We start from the raw sequence: 16,091 nt of genomic DNA, 5'->3' as shown, positions 1-16,091 counted from the left end.
CGGCAATTATCCGTCTCTCCCACGTCATCACCAGGCTTGTCGGGCCATGACGCGAGAGAGCCAACCGCTAAAACGAAAAAGGCCCCGGAAACCGGGGCCTTTTGCATAGTGCTATCCTGGCTCAGTGCAGGATCTGCGAGAGGAAGAGCCTGGTGCGCTCGTGCTGCGGGTTCTTGAAGAACTCGTCGGGCGTGTTCGATTCCACGATCTGTCCGTAATCCATGAAGATCACCCGGTCGGCCACCTGGCGCGCAAAGCCCATCTCGTGGGTCACGCAGAGCATGGTCATGCCCTCGTCCGCCAAGCCCACCATGGTGTCGAGCACCTCCTTCACCATCTCGGGATCGAGCGCCGAGGTGGGCTCGTCGAACAGCATGATCTTCGGGCTCATGCACAGCGAGCGGGCAATCGCCACGCGCTGCTGCTGTCCGCCGGAGAGCTGGCCGGGATACTTGTTCGCCTGCTCGGGGATCTTGACCCGCTTGAGGTAGTGCATGGCGATCTCTTCCGCTTCCTTCTTGGGCATCTTCTTCACCCAGATCGGCGCCAGCGTGCAGTTCTCGAGGATCGTGAGATGCGGGAAGAGGTTGAAGTGCTGGAACACCATGCCGACATCGCGGCGCACCTCGTCGATGCGCTTGAGGTCGTTGGTGAGCTCGGTGCCGTCGACGATGATGCGGCCCTTCTGGTGCTCTTCCAGACGGTTGATGCAGCGGATCATCGTGGACTTGCCGGAGCCGGAGGGTCCGCAGATAACGATGCGCTCGCTACGGCTCACGTTGAGGTTGATGTCGCGCAGCACGTGGAACTCGCCGTACCACTTGTGAACGTCGATCAACTGGATGGCCGGCTGCGCCTTCGGGTCGACGGCGACGGGCTGGACGGGTGAGGTTGAAAGTGTCGTTGCCATGGATGCTTACCGTTTCTGACCTGCTGCGAGGCGCCGCTCGACGCCGAGCGAATAGCGCGACATGCCGAAGCAGAAGATGAAGTAGAAGAGAGCTGCGAAGGCATAGCCCGTGAGGCTGATGCTGGGCGCGGCCCAATTGGGATCGATGCGGGATGCCTCGATCGTCTTGACGAGATCGAAGATGCCGACGATGGCCACGAGCGAGGTATCCTTGAACAGGCCGATGAAGGTGTTCACGATGCCGGGAATCACGATCCGCAGGGCCTGCGGAAGGATGATCAGGATCATCATCTGCGGATAGTTGAGGCCGAGCGACATCGCGCCCTCATACTGGCCCTTCGGCATGGCCTGGAGGCCGCCGCGCACCACCTCGGCCATGTAGGCGGAGGCGAAGATCGCGGTGCCGATGAGCGGCCGCAGGAGACGGTCCACCGTGATGTCGCCGGGCAGGAACAGCGGCAGCATGGTGTTGGCCATGATGAGCACGGTGATAAGCGGTACGCCGCGCACGAACTCGATGAAGATCACCGAGGCCATCCGCACGATCGGCAGCCTGGAGCGGCGCCCGAGGGCGAGCAGGATACCGAAGGGCAGCGAGACCACGATGCCCACGGTCGCCACCAGCAGGGTGACCAGGATGCCGCCCCAGAGGGATGTCGGCACCGGGGTCAGGCCCCAGTCGATTTCCACCAATGCCAGCGTCACGCCGATCACGCCGACGATTCCGCCGCCGAGGATCAGCGCCGGTCGCAGCGGCGCCTTCAGGAGCGATGCGACGAGGGCAAAGACCGCGATGAGAAGGGCGGCAGAGATGGCGAAGAAGATCCAGAAACCTGTGCTGAAATTCGCGTCGCCACCAGTCAGCAGGATGTAGGAGATGATCGGGAACAACCAGAAGAAATAGACGGCGCCGAGGTCGCGGCGGGGAGCCTTGAGCCATAGAAGCCAGCCGACGCCCAGCGCCAGCAGCGCGAAGAATCCATTGACCCTCCACCGCTCGGGCAATGGATAGGAGCCGTAGGTGAAGTAGCCGATCTTCTCATGAATGAAGGCCCAGCAGGCGCCGGTCTCTCTGCCGCCCATATCGGCGCGGCAGGCCGCGCGATCCGCGCCGGTCCAGACAGCGTCGATGAAGAGGAACTTCACCAGCGGCGGAACGGACACGTAGAGCAGATAGAAGACGACAAGCGTCAGCAGGGTGTTGAACAGACCCGAGAACAGGTTTTCCCGAACCCAGGCGATGGGACCGCGCGCGAGGTTGGGGGGCGGCAACGCATCCACCTGCTTGGCCTGAACGAAACGAGGGATATCGACGGTAGTGCTCATCTCGGACGTCCTTACCGTTCGACGATCGCCACGCGGCGATTGTAGATATTCATGATGCCTGAGGTCACGAGGCTGATCGTGAGATAGACAGCCATGGTGATGACGACCACCTCGATGGCCTGGCCGGTCTGGTYCAACACGGTTCCCATGAACACCTGCACGAGATCGGGATAGCCGATAGCCACCGCCAGCGAGGAATTCTTCGTGAGATTCAGGTACTGGCTCGTCAGCGGCGGAATGATGACGCGCATGGCCTGGGGAATGACCACGAGGCGCAGGGTCTGTCCCGGCTTGAGGCCAAGCGATCCGGCTGCCTCCGATTGCCCCTTCGACACGGCGAGAATGCCCGCGCGCACCACTTCGGCGATGAAGGCCGCCGTGTAGGTGGTGAGGCCGAGAAGCAGCGCCACGAATTCAGGCAGGATCTGCATGCCGCCGCGCAGATTGAAGGTGCCCTTCTCAGGCACTTCAAAGGTAATGGGATTGGGGCCGACAAGCGCGAGGACGATCCAGGTCACCACGGGCAGGCCAAGGACAAGGCCTAGCGTCACGAGGCCGACGGGAGATTGCCGGCCGGTCCGTATCTGCTCGGCCTTGGCCCAGCGACGATAGAGGAAGCTCCCGACGATGCCGATGGCGAGCGCGGCCAGAATGGCCCATGCGTCCAAGGCGTAGATCGGACGGGCCATGAAGAGGCCACGGGAATTGATGAAGAAGCCGGCGCCCAATTCGAGAGAGTTGCGCGGCTGCGGCAGCGGGCCGAGAACCGCGATGTACCAGAACAGCAGTTGCACCAGCAGGGGAATGTTGCGCAGGGTCTCGACATAGACCATGGCGACCTTCGCCACCATCCAGTTCTTGGATAGGCGGGCAATGCCGACGAGGAAGCCGAGGATCGTCGTGAAGAAGATACCGATGGCCGAGACGGTCAGCGTGTTGAGCAGGCCGACGATGAAGGCGTCGCCGTAGGTCGAGCCTGCAGCGCTGAACTGGATCAGCGACTGGCTGATGTCGAAGCCGGCGGTGTTTTCGAGGAAGCCGAAGCCTGATGCGATCTTAGCGCGCTGGAGATTCTCAATCGCATTCGAGGCCGCGAAATAGAAAAGCGCGACAACGAAGAGGACGAGAAGAATCTGGAAGAAAACCCCACGAACCTTTGGATCGTAGAGAAACGATTTTTTGGGGGGTGATGTCTGACTGACAGCGGTCTGCACTGAACTGAATCCTCTGACGGCTGGCTCTTTTTTGTGCCGTCCTCCCATGTTCATGCAAGTGTCGGTCTGCCATGAACTGGCGGCATTTTTTATTATAGCAGAAGGGCGCCCGGAATGTCCGGACGCCCTGTTTTCGGTGCGCTTAGYGAACCGGGATGCCGTATTGCAGGCCGCCCTTGGTCCAGAGAGCGTTCTGGCCGCGCTTGATCTTCAGCTTGGAGCCTTCGCCGACGTTCTTCTCGAAGGATTCGCCGTAGTTGCCCACGTGCTTGACGATGCGCACGGCCCAATCGTTCGTCAGGCCGATAGCCTCGCCGTACTTGCCTTCGGTGCCGAGCAGACGCTTGATCTCCGGGTTGTCGGAGGTCTTCATCTGGTCGACGTTCGCCTTCGTCACGCCGAGTTCTTCGGCGTTCAGCATGGCCATGTGCGTCCAACGGATGATATCGCCCCACTGGTTGTCACCGTGGCGGACTGCCGGGCCAAGCGGCTCCTTGGAGATGATTTCCGGCAAAACGATATGATCGTCCGGAGCCGAAGCGCGCAGGCGCTCGGAATAGAGGCCCGAAGCGTCCGTGGTGAACGCGTCGCAGCGGCCGGCGTCGTAGGCCTTGAATGTCTCGTCCGAGGTCGCGAAGGCCACGACTTCGTACTTCATGTTGTTGGCACGGAAATAGTCGGCGAGGTTGAGCTCGGTGGTGGTGCCCTGCTGGGTGCAGATCGAAGCGCCGTTCAGCTCCTTGGCGGAGGAAACGCCAAGCTTCTTGCGGACCATGAAGCCCTGGCCGTCGAAGTAGTTGATGGCCGGGAAGTCGAGGCCGAGCTGCGTATCGCGCGACATCGTCATCGTCGAGTTACGGGACAGCACGTCCACTTCGCCCGACTGGAGCGCCGTGAAGCGGTCCTTGGCGGCGAGCGGGATGTAGCGCACCTTGGTCGGATCGTCGAAGATGGCGGCAGCCACGGCGCGGCAGAGATCCACGTCGAGACCGGTCCAGGAGCCCTGAGCGTCAGGCAGGCCGAAGCCGGCGAGGCCGGTGTTCGAACCGCAGGTCAGGAAGCCCTTCTGCTTGACGCTGTTGAGCGTCGCCTGGGCGGATGCGCCTGTGGCAAGCACGCTCGCCGTCAGGCCGAAGGCAATCGCTACGAGAGCCTTTTTCATGCTGGTATATTCTCCCAATAGTACAGTTCGGCTCGCTAGTTATTATTACCCCCAGCCGAGCCACGGTCAGACCGTTCCGCGCCGCATCGGTTCGATGTCGGCATCGGGATCCATCACATTCTATGATTGATCACTGGTCAAGTCTTGATGGAAGGCTTTTTGGCTGGAGGGTTGACGCAAGCCGCGCTCCAGCCTCAGATCAAGCCCCCTTCAGCAAGTCCTTGAGCCCATGTCCAAACTTCCCCCCAAGCCGCACGACCTAGCGGAACGTACCCTCCTCGTTCACGCGGGCCGGGATCCCTTCGAACAGCACGGTTTCATTAACACACCGATCTATCGCGGCTCCACGGTCCTGTACCCCACCACGGACGACCTTCTCCATCGGCGCGGGCGCTATTCCTATGGAACTAAAGGGACTCCGACCACGGATTCGCTGGAAAAGGCCTGGACCCAGCTCGCCGGAGCGGCAGGCACGGTGCTGGCGCCGTCCGGCCTTGCTGCCGTGACGGTAGCCCTGATGTCGTGCCTCAAGGCCGGCGACCATCTGCTCATGACRGATTCGGTCTACCTTCCCACGCGGCAGTTCTGTAACGGGATCCTCAAGAAATTTGGTGTGGAAACTACCTATTACGACCCGTCAATCGGCGCCGGAATCGAGCCTCTCATCCGCTCGAACACGACAGCGGTCTTCACCGAGGCCCCCGGATCACAATCCATTGAGATGCAGGACATCCCGGCCATCGCCGAGGTGGCGCACCGGCATGGGGCTGTCGTGCTCATGGACAACACGTGGGCCACCCCCCTGCTCTTCCCGCCCCACGAGCGCGGCGTCGACATCGCCATCGAGGCCGGCACCAAATATCTCAGCGGCGGCTCGGACCTGCTGCTCGGCCTGGTCTCCGCCAACGAACGCTGCTTCAAGGACCTGCGCGCCGCGTACGACGCTTATGCCATGTGTCCCGGCCCGGAAGACGTGTTCCTGGGCCTGCGGGGCCTGCGCACCCTGGCGCTGCGCCTGCGCGAGCATGAGAAGCAGGCGCTCGACATGGCCCGATGGCTCGCGGAGCGTCCGGAGGTGGAGAAGGTTCTGCACCCTGCCCTCGAAACCTATCGCGGGCACGACATCTGGAAGCGGGATTTCAAGGGCTCGTCGGGATTGTTCTCGGTCATCCTCAAGCCGTTCTCGAACAAGGCGCTCGCCGCAATGCTCGACGGGCTGTCACTGTTCGGGATGGGCTATTCCTGGGGTGGCTTCGAGAGCCTCGTGATCCCCTTCGACTGCGCGACCTACCGGACGGCGACGCAATGGGTACCCGGCGGTCCTGCCCTGCGCTTCCATATCGGGCTCGAGGATCTGGACGACCTCAAGCGCGATCTCGATGAAGGATTCAAGCGGCTGCGGGAAAGCGACTGATCGAATGAGCCAACCACAAACCTTGTCGTTCGAGACGCCTGCTCCGCAGACTCCTCAGGATGAGGTTTGTGGGTTGGAAATCCTGTAAGCAGATGGCCGCTGCTACGTCGGCAGATCCGCTTCCGCCGCCCGCCGCTTCTCCTTCGCAATTAGCATGAGATTGCGGACATAGATGAAGATCGATAGGACCTGGGGAAGGATGATGACGATGTCACGCCGGATGAACCCGTAAACGAGGGTCATCAATCCACCCACGATGGACAGAACCCAGAAGCCCATCGGGATGACGCTTTTTTCCGCCTTCTCGCTCGCGATCCACTGCACGATAAAGCGCGCACCGAAGACGAACTGCGCCAGCACGCCAAAGGCCGCCCAGGTGTCAAAACGGGCAATGACGATATCGTAGAAGATCAATCCGATATCGTGGGACAGGCGCACCAGCATTAGAGAGTTTCCTGAACAACGGGCACGCGCCGGCGACGGCGGATCAACCACCACACGCCGGCGAGATCGAGGATGCCGACCCACAGCCGGTCGAAGAGACCGTAATTGGACTGGCCCGCATGGCGCGGCCTGTCGACCACGTCCACATGGGCGATCGTGTAGCCCTCGCGCTTGACGAGAGCCGGCATGAAGCGATGCAGGGCATCGAAATACGGCAGGCTCATATAGACGTCGCGGCGAAACGCCTTGAGCCCGCAGCCCGTATCCCGCGTGCCGTCCTTCAGCACGCGCCCGCGGACGCCGTTGGCGATGCGCGACTGCCAGCGCTTGGCGGCCCCTTTGCGAGAAAGGCGCTGGCCCGCGGCGAGGCCGATGTCGGGATTGTCGAGAGCTGAGACCAGTTGCGGAATGAAGGCGGGATCGTTCTGGCCGTCGCCGTCCAACGTCACGATGATCGGGCCGCGCGCCACCTGTATGCCGCTGCGCACCGCGGCGCTCTGCCCGCAGCTTGCCTTGTGACGCACGAGACGCAGCCAGGGCCGCGTGGCGCGGGCGTTCACGACCTGCTCCACTGTCGCATCGGTGGAGCCGTCATCCACATAGATCAGCTCGAACGGCGCCAGGGCAGCACAGGCGCGCTCGATCTCCTCCACCAGCGGGAGGATGTTCAAGGCTTCGTTCTTGACGGGCACCACGACGCTGATGCGCGGGGCCGGAGAAAGCTCAGTCATACGTTCAGGGGCCGGGAAGGCCCACCTCTTGCAATGCAGGATGGGCTAGACGCAGCCCGAATCCATGCGATAGGCGCCGATATCGACCCGGCGTCCACTGTTGATATTAAATCCGGTGACGCGGGTCGAGAGCGCAGGCTTGATCCTGAGCCGCGCGGTAGCCGCCTGGAACTCATCCTCGAAGCGCCGGTCCACGAAGACGAGGCTGCACGCGTTCTGCTTCAGATAGGCCGCCGCCTCCGCGCCGTTGTCGAGCATGTCGAGATCGGTGCCCGTAAGGAACACGAGGCTGGGCTCGCGGTAGCCGAGGGTCGCGACCTTCTTCACGCCAGGAAAGTTCTGCGCCACCTCGGCCAGCTTCGGCGAGACCTTGAGGGAGCGAAGGTCCTCCTGGGCAAAGCCGAACACGCCGATGGATAGGCAGACAGCCGCCAGGAACCCGGCCCACATGGACTTGAGCACCTTGTTCCGAACGAACAGCCACCACCCATAAAGCCCGAGCAGCGAGGCGAAAACCAAGGGCGGGAGAGCGCGGTAAGGCAGGGTGCCGTCGAAGTTCCAGTTCACCACTGAGAGGCCGATGGCAAGCCCGATGGGGATGAACGGGATTAGGACCGTCGCCAGTTTCGCGGCGGGCCGGTGCGGGCCGACATAATGGCGGGAGATCGCCATGACGGTCAGGATCGCGACCGCCGGAAACAGAGGCATGGTGTAGTGCGGCAGCTTCGTAGGAACTGCCTCGAAGACGATCCAGGACGGAACGATCCAGGCCAGGGCGAAGGCGACAGGCTCCTCGCGCCGGTGGATCCAGGCGAAGGGCGCCGCGATGGCGGCCAGGATTGCGCCGGGCCAGAAGGTCGCAAAGAACGAGAGCAGATAGAAGCCCGGTGGCATCCAGTGGTATTTCTGGGCCGTGCCGACCTTGCCGAGCATGTCGTGGCCGACCGCCTCGGAGAAGAACGCGCCGCCGCTCTTGATGGTGATGGCAGCGAACCAGGGCAGCACCACGGCCAGCGTCGCGAGAAGGCCGATCCAGGGTTTCAACGTCAGAAGCCAGCGGGGCGAGCGCTCCTTATAGGACAGGATCGCCGCCGTCAGACCAGCGAACATGAGCACCAGCGGCCCCTTGATCAGGATGCCGAGGGCGAAGCCGGTCCAGAAAATCAGCAGGGCGCGGCGGGGCAGCACTCCCGCTCCCCGGCTCAAATAGGCCCGCGCCAGACCGCCCATGACGGCGACAGAGCAGGCGGTGAGCATGGCATCCGTCTTGGCCAACCGGGCCTCGACCATGAGGATGATGCAGGTCGCCATGAGGGCCGCCGACAGGAAAGCCCCTCTTCGGCCGAAGAAGGCCAGGGCCGCCCAATAGGTCAGCAGCACCGTGGCAATGGCGCCGAACAGGGATGGCAGGCGGTAGAGGGCGATGGTGGTTCGTGCTTCCGGCACGCCCAGCGCTTCACCCACGGCTACAGTGGCGCTCTGCATCCAGTAGATGCCGACCGGCTTCTTATGCCGCGCCTCGTCCTGGAAGCGGATATCCACCAGATCGCCCGTCTCCAGCATCTGCTTGGAGGCCTGGGCATAGCGGGGCTCGTCGCGATCCATCGGCTGCAGGCCGGCGAAGCCCGGCAGGAAACAGGCCAGGCACAGGAGCACGAGCACAGCGCAGAGCCGGACATGGCTCCGCTCTACGAAGCTGGCCGCTTGCGCCAGGGAGAACCGGCGAAGGGATAGGTGCTGCTGGGGGACGGTACCGTCCATCGATGACTCCGGAGGCGGCCGGCCCCGCCCCGGAGAGCTCTCCAGGAAACGAAGCCTGCAAAGGCGCTGATGTCCTCCAAAGCCGCCGGGAAGTCAAATCATCGGCCCAAGGCCTGCTGACGCACCGTGGTTTCGAAGGATCATCGACCCAGGAACCACCCTTCAGCCATCCCTCTACACGTCATCACCGGCCTTGTGCCGGTGATGACGATGTTTTGAAACGCCGTACTTTTCCAATCGTCATGGCCGGGACGAGCCCGGCCATGACGTGAAAGGTGGGTGCTCTTAAGTTCCTTTCAGGCGATGATGAAGTCGGACACGGTTATCTTCAAGTCCTGGGCCAACTGGGCAAACTGAACAGGTACAGTTTTTCCGGTGCCGTCGGCATCGTAAAGGAGCCTACCGAAGCTATTGTCGTAGATGACTCTGTCGGTGGAATCGTGGGCTCCCGATCCGATCCAGAAGGCCCCCGTGGAGAGTTTTCCGGACGCCCCCACCTTCGTGAACACCGCGTTTTCGAGGATGATAGTGTCGTCCGCGACCGAGAAATCGGTGATGCAGTCGAGATTGCCGGTCTGGTTCGGCTTCGTGTCGAAAACGAACGAATCCTTTCCCGGCCCACCGACCAGAGTGTCCGATCCGCCTAAGCCGGAGAGCTTGTCGGCGCCGCTGCCACCGTTGAGAGTGTTGCTGCCCTGATTGCCGATGATGATGTCACTACCCGGCCCGCCGATGGCGTTCTCGATGAGAGAGCGGATATCCCCCTGGTGGAGCATCGCATTGGCGATATTGCCCCGGGCGGGATTCTCGTCGCCGAGCATGGCCGTTTGCGAGGAGGACACGCTGGACCACTCGCCCGGCCGAAGATCGACCCGAAGATTGGTCGCATAGTTGGATAAATCGTAGGTATCGACCCCGCCCCCGTCCCACACGGTCATGAGGACCCTGTTGTCGCCGGGTACGTCTTGGCCCGCGCCGTTGATGAAGGCCTGCCCAGTCTCCGGGTTCCAAGTGTATGCCGTGTTCCCGGCATGGGTGCCGAAATTCGCGCCGTAGAGGTGCTGGAGAGCGGCGATATCGACCATCATGGGCGTTTGGGCAAAGCCCCAATATTCGTTCTCCAGATATTGCCCTGACGATCCTACATAGGACCGATAGGTCATCACGGAATATTCCATGGAATCGTGACCAGGCGTCATGGCGCCGAAGCCGGTGGTCTCGTTTCCGTGCTTCAGTCCGATAGCGTGCAAAATCTCATGCATGAAAACGTAATAGGCGTATTCGCCCTGAACCGGCTCGTCGAACCATCCGATGGAATTGCCGAACCAACTGTCCCCCGCCTCTTCCGCTTGCCCCGGCAGATAGGTCCAAGCGGCCTCGGGCTCGTCCGAGCGAGCCATGCGCAGGGTCGCGTGGTTGGACTGCGTCTCCTGCATCTCAGTAAAGGTGAGATTGGTCAGGGAGGAGACAACGCCGAGGACCTTCCGGGCAGCTTGCGCCTGAAGCTGGGTCAGGCCGGCAAAATTGTTCTGCGTTTCGCCTTTTCCATAGGCGCTTCCCAGATAYCCGGCATTCACCGGGAAACTGTAGTTGAGATTCAAGCTGTTCCAGCGTGAAGTCGAAAGAACGCCGTCGATATCCTGATTGCCGGTGCTTTGGACCGAAACTGTTCCGACCATACAAATCCTCGCAAGCAGCCCCCACCGTTCATAGAGCATGCTGCGGGCTCGTTTCTTATCCTCCATAAGGATGAAAAAGCATTCTGTTCTAGATATTTATTCAAGATCATAAGCATGATTACGCATGGCTTGGGCTTAATAACTTATCGCAAGCCTTTATAGACAAGGCAGGATTGGCTATCAGCCAAGCTTACTGGCGTGAAAATCGCTGATTGCAGGCCAATTCCAAATCGAGGAACGGCACCACTGGGCAGCCGGTTGTCTCAGTCCGATCATGCAGAGAACGATGATGAGCGCTGGCGCCAATACCCGCATCTACGGGGAGCACGATGAGAAGACGATCAAGCAGCTCGATCGCTGCATGAGTGTCGGCAGCGCCGTCAAAGGTGTTCTCTGCGCGGACGGGCACCTCGGCTACGCGCATCCCATCGGCGGCGTGGTGGCCTATGAGGAGCATATCTCCATCAGCGGCGTCGGCTTCGACATCGCCTGCGGCAACATGGCCGTTCGCCTCGACACCCGCTACGAGGACATCGCCGGCAAGGCAAAGCAGATCCTAGGCGACATCGGCAAAGTCATCAGCTTCGGCGTGGGCCAGAAGAACGCGGTCAGGGTCAATCACGAGCTGTTCGATTCACCTCTCTGGGAAGAGGCTGGGGTTCGTGAACTCAAGACCATGGCATTGCAGCAGCTCGGTACGGTCGGGTCCGGCAACCATTACGTCGATCTGTTCGAGGACGAGGAAGGATATGTCTGGATCGGCGTGCATTTCGGCTCACGCGGCCTCGGCCACAGAATCACGACGAAGCACCTCGAGCTGGTGGGCGCGAAAGACGGCATGGAGGTCGATCCCGCCCTCGTGCATCAGAACAGCGAGATTGGGCGCAGCTACATCGCCGGCGTGCAACTCGGCGGGCTCTATGCCTATGCCGGTCGCGAGTGGGTCGTCGAGCGCGTGCGCCAGATCATCGGCGGCACGGTCACCGACAGCGTTCACAACCACCACAATTTCGTCTGGCGCGAAAACCATGGCGGGCGCAACTATTGGGTCGTTCGTAAAGGCGCCACGCCTGCCTTCCCTGACCAGCGCGGTTTCGTCGGCGGCTCCATGGGCGACAACGCCGTCATCCTGCATGGCGTCGATAGTCCTGACAGCGCGGACAGTCTCTATTCGACCGTGCACGGCGCGGGCCGTCTGTTCGGGCGCATGGAGGCGAAGGGCAAGAAGAACAAGGCCGGCGAATGGGTTCGCCCTCCCCGCTTCACGCGCGAGGAGATGGACCAGTGGCTGCGCGACAAGGGCGTGATCCTGCGCGGCGGCGATGTCGATGAAAGCCCGATGGTTTATCGCCGCCTCGAAGACGTGCTCGCCTATCACGCGAAGACGATCCGCGTCGAACACACCTTGCGCCCGTTCGCTGTGGCGATGGCCGGCCCTGGGGAGTTCGATCCTTACAAGGATTGAAGACTCTCCAAAGCCGTCTGTTTATCGAAGCCAGCCGAAATAGAGCGACCACAAGCTCGGAGAGCGTATGCCGCGTACACGCCGCGCCGCCTCTTCCGCGCGCATGGATTCACCGCCATGGCACGAGCAGAGCACGATATGCGCATCATGTTCGGAGATCTGGAAGAAATCGACCGCATCGCCGAACCTGTCGCTCAACAGGCCCGCCGTGCGCATCACCGGATCGTTGAAGGCAACCGTCAGAGCCGAGTTGTCCGCACGAAGCGCCCTGCGAACGGCCTGCGGCTTCCATTCGATCTCATCGAGGGTTCGGAGGACGCGATCAGGTTCGCGCTCCAGCAGTTCCGCCCAGCGATCCAGACGTTCGCGCTTCGACAGGACGACATTTTGCGAGGGCTTCAAGTCGGCGACGTGGCCGAGTTCAGACAGAGGTCTGTGTTCCATGCTCCCCTCCTTGGCAGAAGAGCGGTTTTCGAGCACCCACCAGCTGTCAGCTCAACCGTGATCCTTAAGGAAAGTTCGCCGTCGGCGCGGTTGCATCGCGCAGAAATTTTAGGCAACACAATAAAGGCCTCGCATGCATGGGCAGCTGCCCATGCATGCGAGGCTTTGAATATCAGGCGCTGGTTGCTTCGTTGTGGCTGCTGAGCCGCTCGGAGGCGACACCCATCAATTCCGCGAGACGGTTGCGGGCCCGGTTCACGCGGCTCTTGATGGTGCCGACCTTCACGCCGAGCGCCTCGGCCGCGTCCTCGTAGGACATGCCTTCCGCGCCGATGAGGATGATCGCCTCGCGCTGCTCCTGGGGCAGCTTATCCAGCGCCGTCGAGAGATCCTGCAGGGCCAGCTTGTCCTCCTGGTCCGGAATCGCGACCATGCTCGCGGCATGGCTGCCGTCACCATCCTCGACCTCGCGGCTCGTCTTACGGTGGGTCGAGTAGAAGCCGTTGCGCAGAATGGTGAACAGCCAGGCCTGAAGGTTCGTACCGGACTCGAAAGTGTCCTGCTTCGTCAGGGCCTTGAGAACCGTATCCTGAACCAGATCCTCGGCCTGATCGAGCTTTCCGGTCAGGGACAGAGCAAAGGCGCGCAGGTTCGGCAGGGCATCCATGACGCCATCGACGAAGGCCTGGTCCACAGGCTCCGTATGGGCGCGGATGACCTGGGCTACGCGCTCGGCGAGCTTGGCCAGATCGCGTGGAAGCTTGCTCTCCGCGGGGTCCCCATAAAGGGCGCGGAGCTGCTTGCCGAGATGAAGCCGGACAGCAGCGCTCAGGGCCGCGGCGGAGCTGTCCGAATGAGTGATCGAAGGAGTGGATTTCAATGTATCGGGCATGCGTGATTATCTGGGGCGCGCTTATGAGATTTGAATACCCGGAGTGACAATTCGCCTATAGAAAATGCGTCATCAGACCGCACCGAACGTCTTACTCCCCGAAGATGCCGGAAATCACTATTCTGTGTGCCTGACGGAGGCGTCCTGAGGTTTTCCCATGGCAGACACATCCCCGATCCTCCCTCCCATTGGCCCAGGTTGGAAAACGAATCGATTCCACAGGCAATGGCTTCTGGAGCAGGCAGAAGATCTCTTCGATTTCTTCCAGCCCGGCATGATCAACCCCGAAGGCGGGTTTTATCATCTCGATGAGGCAGGCCAGCCGCTCGACCGGGCCAATCCGCTTCGCCAGATCCACAGCACCACCCGCATGGTGCATTGCTTCGCCATCGGCCACCTGCTGGGAAGGCCCGGATGCGACGCCATCGTCGATCATGGCATGAGCTATCTCTGGAACAGTCACCGCGATGCGCAGCACGGCGGCTATCTCTGGGCACTCGATAACGATGGCCCGCAGGACGACACGAAACAGGCCTATGGCCATGCCTTCGTCCTGCTCGCCGCTTCAAGCGCGAAGGTGGTGGGACACCCGCTCGCGGACGCGCTGCTGGCGGATATTTCACAGGTGATCGACGAGCGTTTCTGGGAGGAACAGCACGGCGCCGTGCAAGAGGAGTTCTCGCGTGACTGGTCGCCCTTCAGCACTTATCGCGGCCAGAACTCCAACATGCATCTGACGGAAGCGCTCATGGCCGCATTCGAGGCCACGGGCGAGCGGATCTATCTCGACAGAGCCGAGCGCATCGCGAGCCTCATCATCGGTCGTCATGCCACTTCTCTCGGCTATCGCGTGGCGGAGCATTTCAACGAAGATTGGAGCCTCGACAAGGAATATCGCGGCTCCGATATGTTTCGCCCCTACGGCACGACGCCGGGACATTGGCTCGAATGGGCGCGGCTTCTCCTTCAACTCTGGAGTCTGGGCGGCCAGCGTCATGCCTGGATGCCGGACGCCGCGAGCGAGTTGTTCCGGCAATCCATCGAACTTGGATGGGATCGGCAAAGAGGCGGCTTCTTCTACGCGCTCGATTGGAACGACCGGCCAAGACGCCCCGAGAAACTCTGGTGGCCCTGTGCTGAAGCCATCGGCGCTGCGGCCTTTCTCTGCGAGCATCAACCCAGCGACTTTCACGAGAAATGGTATCGACAGGCATGGAACTTCGCGCAAAGCCATCTCATCGACCATACGCATGGCGGCTGGCGGCCTGAACTGACGGAAGACCTCTCTCCGGCCTCGACAGTCTTCGCAGGCAAGCCCGATCTCTACCACGCACTTCAAGCCTGCCTGATCCCGCTCTTCCCGGCAACGGGCAGCCTGACACGCGTCATTCCGCAGAACGCCGCTTAGGGCTGAGCGATTGAAGCATCCAGGCCTCACGCGTCGGAATGCGCGCCTGCCGTGACGATGCAGATCGTCTCGAATGAAACGGCGATGATGCGGCTGGCGCGAAATTCCAGACCACCCGTCCCTACCCATTTCGCTCCGGTTCCTAACAGGGAACGCTCAAGCCCTATTCAAGCGCACGCGATGCCAAAAGCCTTTGCAACAATGGAGCTTTATCGGCACGGATCGGAACCGATTTCACCGCTACGCCGTTCGTGTTCGATCAACACAAGGAGATGTGACATGAGCCGCGGATACCCTTCCATGACAGCCCTTCTCGGTCTCCTCGCCATTGCGGGCTACCAGAACCGTGACAAGATTGCGGAAATGCTTCGTGGGGGACAGGCCTCAGCCGATCCTAACCTTGCCGGACAGCCGCAGCAGCAGGGTGGCCTTGGCGGGCTAGGCGGTTTGCTCGGCGGGCTCGGCGGAGCAGGCGCAGGTGGCCTTCTCGGCGGCGGGCTCGGCGAATTGCTCGATAGCTTCCGCCAGAGCGGCCAGGGAGAGGTCGCCGATTCCTGGGTCGGCACCGGTCCCAACAAGGACATCGCCCCGCCGCAGCTCGAACAGGCGATAGGCCCCGATGTCCTCGATACATTGTCGCAACAGACGGGCCTCTCACGCGAGGAGCTTCTCGCCCGGCTGTCGAGGGAATTGCCCAAGGCCGTCGATCAATACACCCCCGACGGACGCCTTCCGTCCTGAGCCTAAAAACGAGGCGGGCCTCTTCAGGCCCGCCTCTTCTGCTGTCGTCGCCCCCACCAGACGACAATTCGCCGGCGAAAGCGGCGGGCAATCGCGAGGTCAATCGACAGGATGATGACTCCGAGAGGCACCATCCAGAAGCCGAGGATCGGCAGKAAGCCGACGAGACCACCCATCACAAGGGCGACACCAAGCGAAACCCTCAACAATCGTGAGCGGGGCAGCGGGACATGACGGCCCGCGAAACCCACCTTCGGCCTTGTCATGGCCCAACCTCTGTCATTCGATCCATAAGCTGATTGAAAGTCTGTCCAGGCGCAGACCCGATCATGCCTCGAGCTTCTTCGAGGTCATCACCTGCTTGAGCGCCGCGATCAGATCCTTCGGGCGCACGGGCTTTTGCAGGAAATGCGCCCCGACCGGCAGGTCGCCTGGCTTGGGCGCAACCTTGCCGGAAATCACCAGCACGCCGACATCCGGCCACCCCTGCTGGACGAGCC

Annotated in this window: 15 protein-coding genes; 4 read left to right on the top strand and 11 right to left on the bottom strand. The window is 61.7% G+C overall.

The genetic code is table 11. From position 1 onward, the window contains the following. Positions 1-121: 121 nt before the first annotated feature. The 4 genes from ACXJKO_RS10040 to ACXJKO_RS10025 form a co-directional block, all read right to left on the bottom strand. On the bottom strand, positions 122-910 hold the full coding sequence (locus ACXJKO_RS10040; protein ID WP_457090949.1) for an amino acid ABC transporter ATP-binding protein: 789 nt from the start codon (positions 908-910) through the stop codon (positions 122-124). 6 nt (positions 911-916) lie between these two features. Further along, positions 917-2,236, bottom strand: a complete 1,320-nt coding sequence (locus ACXJKO_RS10035; RefSeq protein ID WP_457090948.1) for an ABC transporter permease subunit — start codon at positions 2,234-2,236, stop codon at positions 917-919. Between the two features lie 11 nt (positions 2,237-2,247). After that, on the bottom strand, positions 2,248-3,450 hold the full coding sequence (locus tag ACXJKO_RS10030) for an amino acid ABC transporter permease (protein ID WP_457090947.1): 1,203 nt from the start codon (positions 3,448-3,450) through the stop codon (positions 2,248-2,250). Positions 3,451-3,592: 142 nt separating this feature from the next. Next, positions 3,593-4,612 carry an amino acid ABC transporter substrate-binding protein gene (locus tag ACXJKO_RS10025; RefSeq protein WP_457090946.1) on the bottom strand — a complete coding sequence of 340 codons (1,020 nt, stop codon included), beginning with the start codon at positions 4,610-4,612 and terminating at the stop codon, positions 3,593-3,595. A gap of 229 nt (positions 4,613-4,841) precedes the next feature. Here ACXJKO_RS10025 and metC point away from each other — a divergent pair, with 229 nt between their 5' ends. Beyond that, a complete protein-coding gene (metC, locus tag ACXJKO_RS10020) occupies positions 4,842-6,026 on the top strand; it encodes a cystathionine beta-lyase (RefSeq protein WP_457090945.1) in 1,185 nt (394 codons plus the stop codon). A 102-nt stretch (positions 6,027-6,128) separates the two neighbouring features. Here metC and ACXJKO_RS10015 read toward each other — a convergent pair whose 3' ends face one another. From ACXJKO_RS10015 to ACXJKO_RS10000, 4 genes are all read right to left on the bottom strand, one after another. Next, the gene (locus ACXJKO_RS10015) at positions 6,129-6,470 is read right to left on the bottom strand and encodes a lipid-A-disaccharide synthase N-terminal domain-containing protein (protein ID WP_457090944.1); all 342 of its coding nucleotides are present in this window, start codon (positions 6,468-6,470) and stop codon (positions 6,129-6,131) included. Beyond that, positions 6,470-7,201 carry a glycosyltransferase family 2 protein gene (locus tag ACXJKO_RS10010; protein ID WP_457090943.1) on the bottom strand — a complete coding sequence of 244 codons (732 nt, stop codon included), beginning with the start codon at positions 7,199-7,201 and terminating at the stop codon, positions 6,470-6,472. Before ACXJKO_RS10010 ends, ACXJKO_RS10015 begins: the two co-directional genes overlap by 1 nt. Positions 7,202-7,246: 45 nt before the next feature. Further along, positions 7,247-8,962, bottom strand: coding sequence for an ArnT family glycosyltransferase (locus ACXJKO_RS10005; protein WP_457090942.1), 1,716 nt, complete (start codon positions 8,960-8,962; stop codon positions 7,247-7,249). Positions 8,963-9,258: 296 nt separating this feature from the next. Continuing rightward, on the bottom strand, positions 9,259-10,641 hold the full coding sequence (locus ACXJKO_RS10000; protein WP_457090941.1) for a M10 family metallopeptidase: 1,383 nt from the start codon (positions 10,639-10,641) through the stop codon (positions 9,259-9,261). Between the two features lie 286 nt (positions 10,642-10,927). Here ACXJKO_RS10000 and ACXJKO_RS09995 point away from each other — a divergent pair, with 286 nt between their 5' ends. Beyond that, positions 10,928-12,106 (top strand): RtcB family protein, encoded by a 1,179-nt coding sequence (locus tag ACXJKO_RS09995; RefSeq protein WP_457090940.1) that lies wholly within the window; start codon positions 10,928-10,930, stop codon positions 12,104-12,106. A gap of 21 nt (positions 12,107-12,127) precedes the next feature. On the opposite strand, the gene ACXJKO_RS09990 is transcribed toward ACXJKO_RS09995, so the two are convergent. Both ACXJKO_RS09990 and ACXJKO_RS09985 read right to left on the bottom strand, forming a co-directional pair. Beyond that, on the bottom strand, positions 12,128-12,550 hold the full coding sequence (locus ACXJKO_RS09990) for a hypothetical protein (RefSeq protein ID WP_457090939.1): 423 nt from the start codon (positions 12,548-12,550) through the stop codon (positions 12,128-12,130). Positions 12,551-12,722: 172 nt separating this feature from the next. Continuing rightward, a complete protein-coding gene (locus ACXJKO_RS09985; RefSeq protein ID WP_457090938.1) occupies positions 12,723-13,442 on the bottom strand; it encodes a sigma-70 family RNA polymerase sigma factor in 720 nt (239 codons plus the stop codon). 157 nt (positions 13,443-13,599) lie between these two features. On the opposite strand from ACXJKO_RS09985, the gene ACXJKO_RS09980 reads away from it, so the two are divergent. Together ACXJKO_RS09980 and ACXJKO_RS09975 are read left to right on the top strand one after the other, a co-directional pair. Then, entirely contained in the window at positions 13,600-14,850 is a 1,251-nt protein-coding gene (locus ACXJKO_RS09980) for an AGE family epimerase/isomerase (protein ID WP_457090937.1), read from the top strand. Between the two features lie 279 nt (positions 14,851-15,129). Beyond that, positions 15,130-15,591: a YidB family protein gene (locus ACXJKO_RS09975; protein WP_457090936.1), complete on the top strand. Its 462-nt coding sequence runs from the start codon at positions 15,130-15,132 to the stop codon at positions 15,589-15,591. Positions 15,592-15,614: 23 nt separating this feature from the next. On the opposite strand, the gene ACXJKO_RS09970 is transcribed toward ACXJKO_RS09975, so the two are convergent. After that, positions 15,615-15,857: a hypothetical protein gene (locus ACXJKO_RS09970; RefSeq protein ID WP_457090935.1), complete on the bottom strand. Its 243-nt coding sequence runs from the start codon at positions 15,855-15,857 to the stop codon at positions 15,615-15,617. Positions 15,858-16,091 lie beyond the last annotated feature (234 nt).

The organism is Microvirga sp. P5_D2 (genome assembly GCF_054049475.1).
The sequence above is the reverse complement of the archived record's forward strand: the minus strand, read 5'-3'. Positions and strand labels throughout refer to the sequence as shown.

What these genes read in the sequence shown, in the direction of transcription:
- ACXJKO_RS10015 (WP_457090944.1), bottom strand. Translation starts at nt 6,470, where the DNA reads ATGCTGGTGCGCCTGTCCCACGATATCGGATTGATCTTCTACGATATC.
- ACXJKO_RS10035 (WP_457090948.1), bottom strand. Translation starts at nt 2,236, where the DNA reads ATGAGCACTACCGTCGATATCCCTCGTTTCGTTCAGGCCAAGCAGGTG.
- ACXJKO_RS09990 (WP_457090939.1), bottom strand. Translation starts at nt 12,550, where the DNA reads ATGGAACACAGACCTCTGTCTGAACTCGGCCACGTCGCCGACTTGAAG.
- ACXJKO_RS10005 (WP_457090942.1), bottom strand. Translation starts at nt 8,962, where the DNA reads ATGGACGGTACCGTCCCCCAGCAGCACCTATCCCTTCGCCGGTTCTCC.
- ACXJKO_RS09975 (WP_457090936.1), top strand. Translation starts at nt 15,130, where the DNA reads ATGAGCCGCGGATACCCTTCCATGACAGCCCTTCTCGGTCTCCTCGCC.
- ACXJKO_RS09980 (WP_457090937.1), top strand. Translation starts at nt 13,600, where the DNA reads ATGGCAGACACATCCCCGATCCTCCCTCCCATTGGCCCAGGTTGGAAA.
- ACXJKO_RS09985 (WP_457090938.1), bottom strand. Translation starts at nt 13,442, where the DNA reads ATGCCCGATACATTGAAATCCACTCCTTCGATCACTCATTCGGACAGC.
- ACXJKO_RS09995 (WP_457090940.1), top strand. Translation starts at nt 10,928, where the DNA reads ATGATGAGCGCTGGCGCCAATACCCGCATCTACGGGGAGCACGATGAG.
- ACXJKO_RS10040 (WP_457090949.1), bottom strand. Translation starts at nt 910, where the DNA reads ATGGCAACGACACTTTCAACCTCACCCGTCCAGCCCGTCGCCGTCGAC.
- ACXJKO_RS10010 (WP_457090943.1), bottom strand. Translation starts at nt 7,201, where the DNA reads ATGACTGAGCTTTCTCCGGCCCCGCGCATCAGCGTCGTGGTGCCCGTC.